Annotated in this window: 5 protein-coding genes; 1 reads left to right on the top strand and 4 read right to left on the bottom strand. The window is 55.3% G+C overall.

All coding sequences use genetic code 11. The features are described from left to right. Genes Q31a_RS16635 through Q31a_RS16625 form a run of 3 tightly spaced genes read right to left on the bottom strand, consistent with a single transcriptional unit; the run spans window position 1 to window position 11,662 of the window. Window positions 1–6,699 (bottom strand): DEAD/DEAH box helicase, encoded by a 6,699-nt coding sequence (locus Q31a_RS16635; RefSeq protein WP_197355335.1) that lies wholly within the window; start codon window positions 6,697–6,699, stop codon window positions 1–3. Window positions 6,700–6,701: 2 nt separating this feature from the next. Next, on the bottom strand, window positions 6,702–7,985 hold the full coding sequence (locus tag Q31a_RS16630; protein ID WP_145080199.1) for a DUF429 domain-containing protein: 1,284 nt from the start codon (window positions 7,983–7,985) through the stop codon (window positions 6,702–6,704). Beyond that, window positions 7,982–11,662 (bottom strand): hypothetical protein, encoded by a 3,681-nt coding sequence (locus Q31a_RS16625; RefSeq protein WP_145080195.1) that lies wholly within the window; start codon window positions 11,660–11,662, stop codon window positions 7,982–7,984. The genes Q31a_RS16630 and Q31a_RS16625 overlap by 4 nt, the downstream gene beginning before the upstream one ends. Between Q31a_RS16625 and Q31a_RS16620 the strand changes: the two genes are divergently transcribed. Then, the gene (locus Q31a_RS16620) at window positions 11,610–12,977 is read left to right on the top strand and encodes an IS256 family transposase (RefSeq protein WP_449224065.1); all 1,368 of its coding nucleotides are present in this window, start codon (window positions 11,610–11,612) and stop codon (window positions 12,975–12,977) included. The two genes, Q31a_RS16625 and Q31a_RS16620, sit on opposite strands and share 53 nt — an antisense overlap. On the opposite strand, the gene Q31a_RS16615 is transcribed toward Q31a_RS16620, so the two are convergent. Next, window positions 12,974–15,004 (bottom strand): DNA methyltransferase family protein, encoded by a 2,031-nt coding sequence (locus Q31a_RS16615; RefSeq protein ID WP_145080192.1) that lies wholly within the window; start codon window positions 15,002–15,004, stop codon window positions 12,974–12,976. The two genes, Q31a_RS16620 and Q31a_RS16615, sit on opposite strands and share 4 nt — an antisense overlap. Window position 15,005: the final 1 nt, after the last annotated feature.

Below are 15,005 nucleotides of genomic sequence, written 5' to 3'. Positions count from 1 at the left end.
TCAAGCTCCTGAAATTCCCTTGGCGATCAGATCGATCAAGTGTGCGACGCCTTTTGCCTGTAGATCGTCCGGCGTGACAACCTTCCAGCCCTGTGCTTGCCATGCTGATGCAAAATCAGACTGATCTCCAGCCAGAAGTGCGACCGGAGGTGAACAATTGGGCCATGCCAGCTCCGCAAACGCATCGTCTTCGATTTGTTCATTGAAGTATTCGACTTTGGGTAAGGCCGCAGGTAACGGCAGAGCGGCGGCGGCCAGCTCCTGCACGTATGGCTGCAGGCTCGGGAGAACTTCTTCCATCACCGGCTGCCAGTCATCCGCCACCGCTTCAACCGCTTCGAGCGGTATTTCGGGAGCCGTCGTTTCGCTTTCCGATGCAGCCCAGAACCGGAAGTTCTCGCTGAACTGGTACAAGTTCAGGCAGGCCAGGAACCGCCTCCATCGCTCGCTGAAATCGCTGCCGGTTGTCTCGGCTTCACTGTCGCCAAGACGTGCGAGCGTGATGACCTGGCTCTGTCTGTTGCTGACGGCGTCACCGACGGTGATGTAACTCACGATGTCCTGATTCAAGCTGGCACGATCGTTGTAGACCCATTCTCCATTTTCCTGAGTTGCAATCCTGGGGAGTGCTGCACCTGGGCGCCATGTGCCTAGTGCTGCCCGCAGTTCCTGGGCATTCACCGTCCGTTGCGCCGCCAGCATCTGTAGTGGAAAATACGATGCAAATGTTGCCAGTTGTGTCCAACCGGGTGCATGTGGCGCTGCGATGAACGCTTTCAACTGAACCAGTCCATTGCAAATCATTTTCCGGGCATCCGGGACGATCTTGCCCTGTCCCTTTGCCGCGTTCGCGTACTGCTGAAGCATCTGGGCGACCGGTGAATGGCACACCATCACGTGATCAGCATTTTCAGGGTTGAGGTCGTCCCAGGTGACGCTCCAGACGTGATACTTGCCACTCTCCAAAATGGAACGCCGCTTTTTCAGGTCGTCGGCGAGACGATTGACGGGATGGCAGTGGTACTGAAAGCCGTCTGTGAAGATCGCGACCGGTTTGATGCGATCATCATCCGTCCGCAAGACGAAGTCCGGCTGTGATTGAATCGAAACACCCTGGGCGGAACCAAGGGTGGGTTGCAGTTCCAATTCCCAAAGTCGCTCGACGCCTGGCAGCGAGAATCGAAAGCCCTGATTTCCGCGGATAATGGTTTGTTCCCAACCTCCGTTCTGTTGTCCGACAAATGACTCCAAAAGGTTAACGAATTTTTTCTCCAACATGCTGCCAAACAGAGAGTTCGGCTTGATGGCTGCGAGGGCCTGTTGCGGCACTCGTTTCTCACCAGCGGCAATTAGCTTGCTCAGTAGCGTGATCCCACGCTCACGGCTGATCGTGTCCGACTTGTATTGCAGGTGGTAAGTGCGAATGCAGCGATAGCATCCGTCGGTGTCCTGTCGCTCTGGATCCTGTCGCATTTGGCGACAAACGCACGTCTCCAATGTGTTCCGCGCCAAACGCAACACTTGCATGATGCCTTCACCGTCGCGATTTTGGACGTCCTTCTCCTGATAGAGCGTCTTTAGGTAACCCGTCCCTCCCGGAACTCCGTCCAGCAGCACAACGTAATACCGTTTCATTCCAGTCGCTGGATCCGGCATGATCTGAGGAGACACGTTCAGGTGAGCAGGGTTGCCTTCAAATCGCAACCGAAGTCCTAGGTGAACACATGCCGTCAGCGTGTCGATGTCATTATCGTCCGCGATCGGAAGCAGTAGGCGAATCGCTTCCGATTTCAGTTCACGATATAGGTAGACTGGTTCCCAGTTATACGGAAGTTCGTTTCGTCCTTCCTGCCGGCGTTTGTCATTCGCTCGTCGACGAGAACAGCTGCGACGATGCCGAATGTCGTCCAGCGATGCTCCCGGCCTGACCACAATTCCGCAGTCCCGGCAAACGCGGAAACCGTCTTCCGGAGCCTCTTGATCGACACCAAACGGTACGATTCCCTGTTCGCCCTGATAGCCGACGTTGACTTCTCGCATGATCACGGATGCACGGTACTCAATACCGAAAGGCAGTCCCTCATCACCGACGGCACCTGCCGGTGTGTCCTGCGTCAGGTCAAAGCTGCGAATGGTCTGATAGTATTCGCGATTCCGCTCATCGCTACGGTCACCGGACAGACTGTCGTAGTGCTCCATATACGACAGAGCCTGTGACCGCGAAAACTCGATGAATTTCCGGTGCTGGCCTTGATCGAGTTGGCTGGCCGAATCACCATCGTGTCCGCATTGCGGACAGGCAGGCTGGGCTTCGGGCTTATCCAAATCCTCCTTAGGCCGCATGTGTCCGCAAGCACCACAAATAGCCCACGTGAAGATCAGCGGATCCTGCGGATTACCGATCGCAATTTGCTGAATGTCGAAGACACGGCTGTGGGTGTAAAAGTGATTTGCTGGTGCCAGCTCCTTCAATGCCACACCGGCGGGACGCGTGATCTCGATTGGCTTATGCTCCTGGTCGGACTTGCGATGTTTGTTGTAGATCGCACCGTAGAAGCGGACGCCTCGTTCCGGAAATGCGTAGTTGGGGAGGAGACCGCTGTCAGTCAGGATCTCAAGCGCCGTGGTTCTGCTCAGGCTCATCAATCGCCCCTGCAGAATCCGCAATTCCTGCTCGATTTCCAGTCGTGCTTCCTTCTCTTCATCATCCAGTTTGGCCAGCTGATCACGAAGTCGTTTGCGAGCGTTCTCCAGATCGCGATTCATTCGCTCAAATTCACCTGTCGCCAGATGCATCCGTTGCAACAACAGATCAGACGATGTCTCTGTTACGAATCGTTCTCGCGTATCGGATTGCACGTCGCCGTGGAAGCGTTTCAGGAACTGACCACGAAGGTCGGCTTCGTTCTTTGTGATCCACTGCAACATTTTAGGGATGTTGCCCTTTGGCTTCGCCATGTCTTCGACAAGTTGCTTGCCGGACTTCGGTAACTCAGTTAGTTCGCCGATTTTGGTGGCAGAGTCGAATCCGTACGCGAGGTATTGTCGCACCAGCACGGCGGACGCATCCAGCCAGCAACCGGGAGGATCCACTTTGCCACGCAGCATCTCCGACGGGCGACCATAGAAGAACAGGTCGTGTGGTCGTTGGTTGACTACCGAGACAATCAGCGCTGTTCCCGTTGACCGGCCAGCCCGACCGATCCGTTGCAGATAGCTGGCGGTACTCGGAGGAATCGAACACAGCATCGTGCTCGACAAGTCACCGATATCGATCCCCATCTCCAACGTGCTAGTGCAGGTCAGGACATTGGGATCATCAGTATGTTGGGTTCTGGAAAACTCAAGCTCGAGCTTTTCGCGATCCTCGGTCGCCAACAGACCGGTATGTTCGCTGGCAACGACGCGTCTGAGTGCTCCTTTGCGATATCGGTCCTGGTAGTATTGCTGGCGCGGAGAGTACCCCGCCACTGCGTATCGTCCTTTCTGGGAGTAGTATTCCCAGCTCGGCGCGCCCTTCCAAATCTCCGCTTCGGCAGTTGGACGAATTACGGCTTTGCCGCTCTCGCTGCAAACCAAATTCACGCGATCCGACGTCAGGAGCGCCGCATGAGCAGAGACGGCGTAGAAGTTCTTGGTCCCATCCTGATGCAGCCGTGTGAATAGTCCGGCCTCTGTACCGCACGTCAGTAGCGCAGCAATCAGATCCAGCAAGCTGGCTTCATCAGCGTTTGGCTTTGCAAGCGACCGTCTTGCCCAGACTAGTTGCCACGGTTGCCGACCGCCTTTGGAAGGCGCCAGAACGTGATCGTGAGTCCGCTGGGCCTGCGTCACCATCAGATGCGGCTTGTAGTGTCCACCGCCGGGATAGGTTTCGCGACCGGAGATGGTTCGTCCAAAAGGATACTTCCCCCAGAATCCATTCTTCGCGAAGCTATCCAGAAACGGATGCGCGATCGCACCACGAATGCGAGCTCGGTGCAAGAAACCGTAAATCCACAACTTGATCGCCCTGTCTGACATATCCGCCAGTGCAGGATCAATACCGGGGATTCGTTCCCGAAGATTCTTCAGAGTCGATTCGATCCGCTTGTCATCCCAGGCGATACAGGAACTGCCTGCGGGCTCTATCGTGCGACCGTGAGTCTGCATCAGGCCGAATTCACTGGTTACTTCCCAGGTCAGTCGGAGATCAATTTCATCTCTCAAACGTTTGGGTGGATCGGATGCCGATGCGTTGTCTCGATAGTTGACGAAATCGGAATACTCATGCAGATCCGGCGGCAACAATGAAGCCATCGCCTCGCGAATACTTCCTCGCCAACCGGGACGCGGTTGCGACCACCAATCCAATAACGCTGGTCCCGCGTCACTCAACCGGAGCCCGCTGACGCCAGCATCATCAATCACATGTTGAAGTGCGGTGCGGAACGTGAATTGGTATGTCCGAGATGAAAAGAATCCGGCACGGTGCGAAGCATCCTGCACGCTGTCGGTAAATGCGAGTAGCTTCGGGTCGTTGTTCAGTACCGAACCAAACAGCTCGTCGATTGCCACACTGGACAAAGTCGCCGATTGGCTACCGATGAAGAACACGCCATCTGTCGATTGGCAGTTGGGGCACCCCTGATCACCGACGGTATTCTGTTTCTTGTCCAGCCGCGTTTCATGGTTCACTTTGACCCTGAAACGCTTGGGATCATTCGTCAGTGGGCACGGTCCGTCGTCCAGTCTCAGCACTAGGCTTTTGGGACACATGTACCACTGTTTGAAGCCAAATTCCTGTTGCTCGTTTGCTGGTTGTAGTGTTTGCTGTGCTTCAAACCCAAATGTCTTTTGATCCTGCCAGTCAATTTCTTTGGCTGTCTCTTCAGGCCAAGGGCTGATCACGACAATGTTTGGATTCCGCATCCCTTTGAATCCAAACCAACCACGGTAGATTTTGGACGGCTCGCTATCGAGCTGGAAGCCAGTGACGCCCTTCGCGCCAATCTGAGTCTCGGTGTTCGGATCGGCCAGTCCGACCCATCCCGATTCTCCGCATTCGCTGCAATGAAAAACTGGCAGGCTGGGAAATTCCTGGGTCGGTTCGTCCAGCCAGCTGAAGATCGGTTTGTCGTGAACGAGTCGGCCCAGACGGCGCAGTTCGCGTATCCATAGCTGGACCTGGGTCGGCACCAGTGGAAAAGCATGACCGCTGCGAACCTCTTTAGCCTGGGCAACCAGCGCGAAAAACGAGGCACAGATAGCTCCTCGGTCGGTCGCCTTCGGGTGGTCGTTGAACCCTAAATCTTCACGGGCGAGTAGATCGACGAGGTTTTGCCAGGTGAGCGGACCTGAGCCGTCAGCTTCCGACTTTTCAAAGATAGTCAGCAGATACTTGAACAGCATCCGTCCCTTCAACCACCCACCCAACTGTACTGACCACTCTTCGACTGCCTCTAATGTCGCCTTTTCCTCATCGATTAGCTTGTGATCGTCTTTTGAGAACGGCTGATGAGATATTTCAGGTCCGGCATACTGAGGGCCGCCCCACAACACTGACTGCCTCAGGGCGTACTTCAATGCATCTTCATCTTCGAGTGGTAGGCATCCTGTTGGGTTCGGCAGTGTCACCTCCAGCGGAGCCAGCACGACCATCTCTGCCACGGTGACTCGGTCTTCCCCGATCACCGCTTCGGCGTTGATCTCTTCCTCAAACAGCGTGCTGGCGAAGTTGGCGAGACGATCGCTGCTGGTTTCCTTGGCATCGACCGATGTCGAGTTTCCAGTTTCCGGTTTCCGGTTTCCACTCACGTCCTGTGTGTGGTCTCTTGAATCGCGATCATCAAGCGTGGCACTGGTACCGACGACACACAAATCACCTCTGAGGATGTCCATGCGTTCCTTAAGCCGGCGAATCAGGCACGCAACGTCAGCTCCTTGCGCGCCGTCGTATGTATGCAACTCATCCAAGACTAAGTACTTCAGAGGCTGCTGGAAACTGGAGACTGTATCCTGGGAACTGTTCCACCGCCACAACCGCTGATCCTGCGGGCGCAGGAGCAGGTAGTCGAGCATCTTGTAGTTGGTCAGCAGGATGTCGGGCGGATCTTCCTGTTGAGCTTCGTGATTGCTGATTCCGTGGCCTTCGCCCATCGCTTTCGTGCCGCTCCCTGCCGAAGCGCCCGGATCAGACGGATCGTAGCGGCCGGTGTAGTTGCCAACGCGGATGCCTGCCTGCTTCAGTTCGGAGGTCCGCCAGATGACTTTGGCAAAGCGTTTTTCCTGGTCGGCGGCTAGAGCGTTCATCGGATACAGGATGATCGCCTTGATGCCCTTCTGCCCTTCTTTGCGAGCGCGCAGGCAGTGATCGAGGATCGGAAACAGGAAGCATTCTGTTTTACCGCTGCCGGTGCCTGTCGTGACGATCGTAGGCTTGGGGTGCTGCGACTTGCTGGTCAGTCGTCGCCACGATCGGTTCTGGTGTTTGAACGGGTGGAACTCGACCGGGAAATCGAATGGCACGCGTTCAGCTGCATCGGCAGGACGATAGGGCCGGCGGAGCTGAACCCACGGTCCTTTGAACAGTCCGGTATCCGGATCGGTCAGAAATCGCTCGAACGCCTTCTCGACCGACTTCTCTCGGAAGTCGAAAGTCGACTGCAGGTAAAAAAGTACCTGCTTGCGGATGTTCTCGGCTAAATGGGCTGGCAGCATGGCTATCTCTGTTCCTCACCATGTTGGGGAACACGTGCGAAGAGGAGATTTCCACCCCGTTGTGAAAAGCCTTGTTTCCAGTTTCCGCTTTGTCGCGTTTGGAAATGATTGACTTCAACTTCCGTTACTTCCGTAATCTCCACCCAGCCGTACGTTTCGTTGACAGGCCAGGGATTAAATTCTCCAGGATACGCCAACGTGGGCTCAGCTTGACGATGACACCCGCTCGTGACGGCTCTCAAGCGTAAGGTGTCTCCGAACGCGAGATAGAGAATGTGTCCGATTTGCTGCAAATTCTGACAGAGATTAAAACTGTGCCCGGTACCAACGGGTAGCCAGTTGTCACCTTCTGCAACAGCCTCCTGCGTCAGGGCAATCGTCTCCTCCTGGGTCAGACCTCCCGGACCATTGTTTCCGAGTCGTAAAATGATTGCGTTTGGTGGCAGCAGTTCATCACCTTCAGCGCGCTGGCAAGGAGGTCGGCCAACTGGCGGTAATCCTTCACCCCGGTCAGGAGGTTGAGTCACATTAAAAATATCGATACCAGTGGGAATGTAGATGGCTCCCTCAGCAGAGTCTCCAACTGGCATCAGTCCATTCATGGCCTCCCCTTTCCAGAGGGCCATCAATGCGCACAAGCTCGCATCGACATGGTCGATACTTGCCTCCAGCCAGGCCTGAATTGTTTCATTCAATGGAAAACTCAGCTGGTCGAATGATTGATTGAGCAGCTCAATACGCTGTGCATGACCTCCTGCATTTCTTGGGCGTTTCGGGGCAAGTTGGTTATTTGGGTCGACAATCCATTGTGTAACGTCTCCATGAGTATTCCCCTCGTCGCATCCCAACAGCGCTTTGAAAGCATAGGTTGGGTGCGTCTCGCTCAGCTCTCCACGACCATCCCCCAGATCAATGTTCCAATCGAAATGATCTTTCAGAGAGTTAAACAGGTGCATGGAGCTTGCCATCCAACCTTGATTTGAATCGAAGTCAGGAACCTCATCCGGGGTTCCATAACAGCCGTAGATTCTCAAAGCGAATTCGGCCACGCGTCGCTGCGTGTTGTAACGCGTATCTTGAGGAAGTCGTTCGGCCAGTCGCCCTTGATTGGGTTGCGGTGGTCCATCAATGCAGATTCCAGTGACAGGATTGGAAGTAAACCAATCCAATATTTGGTTCACGCCCAGGGATCGTTCCGGGTAGCTGATGGTGAGATGTTCCAAGTCAATGCGGCAAGCGAATGAGGCATGCTTACCGATGTCAACGCCACCGTATGCTTTGTTCATTTCGATTCCTTTGGATATCGTCGTTCAAACTCTTCCCACGCTCGGGCGTAGTCGGCTTCGCGGTCGACTTTGGTGAAGGGTGGGTAGAAGGTTTTGGTGACGGTTTGCAGGCCGTCGTCGATTTCCCAGCTGACTTCCAGCGGTGGGGCGTCGCCGATTTCGTCGGCGAAGGGCAAATCAGGGCTGAGAGCGTCTTCGGCGGGGCGGGTTTTGTAGGCCTCGGGGTACTTTTCGAGGGCTTCGTTGCGTGCGGTGCGGAACTGGGTGCCGCCCTGGTTTTTTCGGACAGTGTTGGGGAGGCGGCGGCCACAGGCGTCGAACTCGTCGGCCAGTTCATACATCCGCATCACGGGAAACTGGACTCGGTAGATCGTCAGCAGCTCGTCGAGTGTCAGCCCCAGCCCCATCGCCACCAGCACGTCGATTTCCAACAGTGCCTGACGACGCGCAAAGTCACTCCGCAGCGGCGTTTTCCAAGTCCACTCGGACGGGTTCAGCTCACTCCAAGGGAGTTCGTATTCGTGGACAAGTCGGTTGTCCGTTGAAGTCCAATTATCTCGTTCAAGAATAACTGATTCGTTCCACAGTTCTTTATACGCGAGCGAAACACAATTCAGCCGAAGAGCGCGACACGATATGGCGCTGGCAAATGGCTCTTGCGGAATCGGAAAACCGCCCAATGTTGATTCGTAAAGGTCAGACTTGCCTGTCACTCGCAACAGGAAGTCGACAAGTACGCTTGCCGTAGTGCCGGCAAAGAGGGTTAAGAGTCCGTTGTCTATGAACGTCAGCGAAAGCACGGGATGGATGTGCGTGCTCCCACGCGGAGCGATTGCACTGATCAGGGACCGCTCAGTTGAAATGCTAACGCGCCGACGGTTTACGTAACGGTAACGATCTGTGATTGGTTCCGAATTTGGCCATGTCGGAATCTTTGCCTCGAATGACGACTTCGATTCGCTGGAATCGCCCGGGCGGTACACGGCGCGAGGAATGAATTTTTCCTCAATGGCCGTCAAATCTACGTCATCGTAGGCATTGTTATGTGTGCATTTTGTTCGTGCCGATCTGTTGAACGGTGTTGCAACGAAGAAATGAGGGCCGCTTAGCACCCATTCCGACGGGTCGTTACCTTGAAAACTTGGAGTGTCCATTCGCGTCAGGACGCCATCTCGTTGAGAATACGTTTCATCGAACATTACCGTTGAATAGTAGTTCGCCTTCTCGTCGTTGAGCCGTCGCTTCGACCTCGTGATTTTTCGCACAACTTCAATAATTGGCTGCGCATGGATCTGAGGTAGGCGAGCTTCCATTGGATTCGCGGATTCGTCTTCCAGAAGCAACGCGAACATCGCCAACTCTGAAAGTCCGACGAGTATTATCCTTTTTGAATGCGGTTGAGTATTCCAATTATTCTCGTCGGTTTTGATTCCCGGTATTGGAGCATCAATGTCAGCATGGTTGTGCGATTTCGCGATAGTTGTTGGATGAAACAGATTCGCAATATGAGCAAACGAAACGGTCGGCTTCGTCGAACCGTAGATGTTGATGCTGTAATCAGTGTGGTGGTCCACGTCATGAAATAATTGAAGCTCATTCTTGTGATGGTAGTGTGCAAGGAGGCGCGGATAGATGGCTCTGCGAAAGCCACCTCCTTTTGCATCGTCGTAAGGGCCTTCTGGATGCAAGAGGCCTGCGATGCCTTGTCGTGAAAGGATTGTCCACGACCGCACGATGAAATTCTTGTAAAGGTTCGTTTGAATCCTAGCCAAATCGGGATATAGCCGACAAGAATTTAGACACGCACCAACCCCTTCCTGTTCTTGATATGCATTAAAGTAAAACGTACGTGAGGCTTTCACCTTAATGAGTTCATTTCTTTTGCGTCCGTACTCAGCGCTACGATTGTCTCTGACGCCGAGTAACGGTTCGAGTTCGGAAAGGACATTAGCGTCCGCCCAGCTAACCCTAATCCACGGGGGGTTCCCCACGATCAAATCAAACCCACCTTCATTCGTCTCTTCTCCCAACACCTCGACAAACGCCAGCTCCCAATGATGAAAGTTTTGTTCACCGCGAATCGTTTCTGCGACTCCAAACCACGGCACTCCACCAGCCAGTAGCTCGGTATCGGGCACCTCGCCTTCCGGTGCGGCCTGCAACAGCACATCAATCTCAAACCCCAGCTTGGTACTGAGGATTCCTGTCCACGCCGCATTGGGCGGATCGCCGGATAACAACAACCGGGCTGAGGCCAAAAACGCATCGCGAGAGGGTAAGTCGCCAACACGATCGAGCGGCCAGAACCACAGGCTGCACCAGGTATCCATCACCAGACGCAGACGCTGAAAGCTGCCGGAGGTTGATTCGAGCTCTCGACAAACCCGCTCCTGCTCGGCAAGCGACGGGCTTGGCTTGACCGCTTCGGAGCTGTTTGCGGGGACCGGCCAAACGGTGGCAGTGCAGGCCGTGGCATCCAGAGCTTCCGCACGCTGCTGACCATACGTCTGCCAGTGCTGGTCAATCAGGTCACAGATGGCGATCGCTTCGTTGAGTGGCTCCTTCGACCACTTGGGAGAAACCTGCTTCTTGACCCATTCCCCAGCGTTGTCGCAGTCGTCCTTCCAGAACGACTTCATCAGCTTGTCGCTGCGGGTCGGTACCATCTCTGGGTCAAAGACTAGGAAGTGGAAAATCTCGGTGTTGCTCCGTGACTCGCCTGGCTTCAAGAGCCGCGGCAGTCCGGCTTTGAATTCGCTGTGCTGCTCATCCAGCGTCAGGAAGATGTCAAACGAGATCCGCTCGACCTGACGCATGCGTCCTTCATGCAGCAAGTCAAACAACGCCAGTAACTCGTCCTGGTCCTTCTGGTTGCTGACCCATTTCCAGATCGTCTGCCGCTTTTCGTACAGCTTTTTTTCATCTTTGCTCAGGCCAGCTGTGCTTCGCTCCCTCGCACACTCGCAAAACCGCACGACTTGGGCTCGGCACTCGTCGGCACCCTCTGCCAGCTCGTCCCATTTGATCTTGGTGACCAGATCAAGCGACTGCTTGCGAAACTTGGCGAACTCTTCTGGCGTCGTGTGTTCACGGAGTTGCTCGATGTCCGACTGCACCTGCTGGATATGTGCCGAAGCCCAGGCATGTTCGCCTCGACGAAGCTGTTCCGTCGTCCACACCGCCCGACGAGCTCCGATCAGACTATTCCCACAACGAAGCCGCAGGCCGAACCAGGGCGTTGCTCCCGATTGATAGATATCGCGACCACCGTTCTCCCCTTCCTTCACGAGCAGTCGGTGAATACTGCCCAGCCATAGCGAAAGCTGTCCCAACTCGACCGCCGTTTCATTCAAGTCGACGCCGTAGATGTTATTAGTGGCGATGTAATGCTTTACTCGCCTCAGTTCATCACCGAAGCGAGCAGGCTCGATCGTGGTAGGAACCGTGCCGGTCTCCCAGTCGAGCGACTTTTCCGCCACCAGCATCGTTGCTGATGAGCCGCCGCTGTATACCAACTCTGGCACTGCGCCGACTACGGAGACCACTTCCGTTTCCACAACGGTTGCCGAAGCCGCCAGCTTCGCTGCGTCGGCATGCCGAATTCGCAAGGAAGCGTCCGAATCGTTGTTAAAAGTTGAAAGGTGGTCTCCCAGAAGGCAATATATTGCCTTCTGCATTTTCCAATTTACGTCGGTTACCGCCGACGGGGAGACCACCATGACTGAATCTAGTTTGTTGCGCGAGCTTGGGCAAGTTTCGAACGCTGAAGTTGGCGAAGTGTTTCGCGAATTCTTACGGGGCTCGATCGTGAAGATGGCCTGTGAGGTAATGGCTGCCGAAGTGGCTGAACTGTGCGGCCCAAAGCACGCCCCGAGCGATTGTCGGACCTATCGAGCTGGTAGCGCCGCGGGACGCATCTTGGTCGAAGGTGAACGGGAGTCGGTGACGCGTCCGCGAGTTCGCGAGCGTCAGGAGGCGGGGGGAAGCCGCGAAGTGGAGCTGATCAGCTACGCTGCCGCCAACGATCCTGAGCAGCTGGAGAAGGCTGTAATTCAAGCGTTGATGTCTGGGGTAAGCACTCGTCAGATGTCTGTGGTGAAGCCGAAGTCGCCAGGCGTAAGCCGCTCGAGCGTCTCGCGTCTATGGCAAGAGGCGGGAACACGATTGATCGACGAGCTACGCAGCCGTGATCTGTCGGGGCATACGTGGTGCATTCTGATGCTCGATGGTATCCGGCTAAGCTCAGACCAGACGGCAGTGGTTGCTCTCGGTATTGATTCTGAAGGCTGCAAGCATGTGCTCGACTTTGCGCTGGGCAGTAGTGAAAATGCAGTTGTATCCAATGAATTGCTTGCTCGCTTGGCCCGTCGCGGCTTTACTTGCTCGCAGCGCTTACTGGCAGTCCTGGATGGCAGCGATGTGCTTCGCAAAGCGGTCAAGGAGCACTTCCCCGACTCGGTCATCCAACGCTGCTTAGTTCACAAGGAACGCAACATTCGTGGCAAGCTATCGAAGCGTCATACGGGTGAACTCGCTCGGCTGTTTAGACGACTCCGTAGCGTGCAGGGTTATACCGCCGCACAAGAGGTCGTCGGCGAGCTAGAGGCATTCCTTGAGCCTCTCAATGCCGAAGCGTTTAAGAGCCTTCATGAGGCCGGTGAGGACCTGCTAGCCCTTCACCGACTCGAAGTGCCAAACACGCTCCATCGTTCACTGCTAAGTACCAACGCGATTGAGAACTCCTTCCTGAACACGCGTCGCCGCTTGGGGCGTGTAACACGATTCCGAGCCGACACGGATCAGGCGAGTCGCTGGCTGTCCTACGCACTGCTTGAGGCCGAAAAGGGGTTCCATCGAATCAGCGGCCACAAGGAACTACCTAAGCTGATTGCCGCCCTAGCGAGAGAACACGCGGCTACACCAACAAAGCCGCCGTCGGGGCCCGTGCCGTCGCCTACGGCTCCGGCGACGGCACGGGCCCCATCACTTTAGTTCCACCACCTGTTTGATCCTAAAGACCTTTTCCAGTACCCTTTAGCCAGCGAGACCACCAACAGTTTTAACAACGCAAGGGACATCCCCATTCGCAAATCGCTGAGCGGAACTTCGCCAGACGGGTACTTTTCTTGGAGCTGCTTCTGCTTCAGTTCCAGGTAACGAGTCGCCAGTTGCTCGGCGGCTTCGTTCAGGAACGCGCCGCTGCCCATCGCCGGTTCGCAGATCTTCAGTTGCAAGATCTTGTCGGCATCATCGGGCGTGTAATCCTTCAGCAGCTCCCGCAAGGCTTCCTCGACCAGACATTTAGTTAGAACTTCCGGCGTGTAGTACGACGCCGATTGTTCGCGATCGATCCCGTTGAGATGCAGGATGAATTCGCCTTTGCGGTAAATCCGCGGCTTACCGTCTTCGAGACGTTCGACTTCGTCCTTCTTGAATTCTTCCAGCCGATCCTTCGGGACAAACCACGTCGGTGTCTTTTTGTCGCCAAAGTCTTTGCTGGCCGGTTTGACGTGGATTAACTCCTGGTCCGCGAACATCCCCTTGTAAGACAGCAAGCCTTCGTAGACGGCGCCCAACTGGTTGATGCCCAATTCGGCGTAATTCACGCGACCGATGGTTCTTGAATTCTTGTCGGTACTGAGCGATAGCTTGCGAATTACCTGCTGCAAACACCCATTGGACAACTCCGCCCGGTTGAGCAGCGGTGTCGCATCAGGCGAAAACAGTGTGGCCGTCAGAGGACGAACTTCAAACGCTCGCACAGTTTCGCCGTTGAACAGCAAGCGAGACTGTTCGGCCTTGTTGGAGTCGTCGTTCGGACGGAAACCGCCGTGAATGATGCTGAACAGCGACTTCAAATGCTGGTGAAAGTACGTCCCCTCACTCGTCGCATCGGTCAGCGGCACCAGCTCCAGATCACGCAACGACTCCAGGCTGTAACCTAGCCGAAAAATGTTGTCGTCGACCGGCAGGATCTCCAGCTCACCACCGCGGGCTTCCGCGTAGAAACAAAACAACAGCCGATAAACGAACGTCAGTGCCTCGCGACGCAGATGCTCAGCCGTGATTTCATACGTGCGGTCGTCGAGCTCTGGCAGGTTGAGGGAGAAATTCTGCCCCGACCGTTTCAATTCGTCTTTCGCGAGTTTCAAGAGCGGACGCTTCTCTCGCTCGGTTCGGTCACGAGCCCACTCGTTGACCAATAACTCAATCGCCTCACGGACCGCGAACTGCAAACTCTCCGTCACACCATGAGCAAACCGGTGGCTTTGTTCTTCCAGCTTGTCCAGCAGCACTTCGTCCGATTCGCCATCCGGACAAAGCGTATCTGCGGACAGGAATGCCGCGATGTGGTTGAAGGTGTCTTTCTCTTTGCGACCGAACGCATCGTCCAGATCAAAGGCCAGGAATCGACCCTGAGCAAACGTGTTGCGATCGAGCAGCAAGACCTGACTACCGGCCAGCATCAGAATCCAGCGAGGTGCATCTTCTTCCGTAAAGATGCGTCCAACGCAACGGCTCCAGTCGCCTTCACACAGCTTGTGGTCGGCCTGATTCTTCAGTTGATCCTTGTAGGGCTGCATGCCGAGCGGATCTTCGCTGGGCATCCCTTCTTTCAGACTGCCTTCAGGAAGGCAAAAGTGCGTTTCGCAAACCACCAGCCACGGCTTGTTGTAGCGGTTGACTCGCCCCAGCGTCGGCACAAACGTGTCACCGCCCTCTGTGGGATGATCCAGCGGTTCGAGTTCGGTGTATCCCAACGAGTGCAGCAGTTGCGAGTGCCAGCCGCGAGCTTCGTCACCGGCAAACTGTCGCCGGATGGGCTCTTCTTCATCCAGTACCTGGGTCTTGGCACGGAAGTAATACTGCGACAGGTTCTGAAACCGACGTGGCGGAGCATCCGAGCCCAACTCACTCCACTTCGCCACCAGTTCCTTGACGTCCTTGGCAAAGGTGCTGTCCAGATAGTGCGACGAATAGTATTCGCCAACGTTCGTGATGCAGGTATCTAAGGGCATG

The organism is Aureliella helgolandensis (genome assembly GCF_007752135.1).
Lineage (GTDB): Bacteria > Planctomycetota > Planctomycetia > Pirellulales > Pirellulaceae > Aureliella > Aureliella helgolandensis.
The sequence above is the reverse complement of the archived record's forward strand: the minus strand, read 5'-3'. Positions and strand labels throughout refer to the sequence as shown.

Coding starts and splice junctions, on each gene's coding strand:
- Q31a_RS16635 (WP_197355335.1), bottom strand. CDS start 6,699: ATGCTGCCAGCCCATTTAGCCGAGAACATCCGCAAGCAGGTACTTTTT.
- Q31a_RS16630 (WP_145080199.1), bottom strand. CDS start 7,985: ATGAACAAAGCATACGGTGGCGTTGACATCGGTAAGCATGCCTCATTC.
- Q31a_RS16625 (WP_145080195.1), bottom strand. CDS start 11,662: ATGCAGAAGGCAATATATTGCCTTCTGGGAGACCACCTTTCAACTTTT.
- Q31a_RS16615 (WP_145080192.1), bottom strand. CDS start 15,004: ATGCCCTTAGATACCTGCATCACGAACGTTGGCGAATACTATTCGTCG.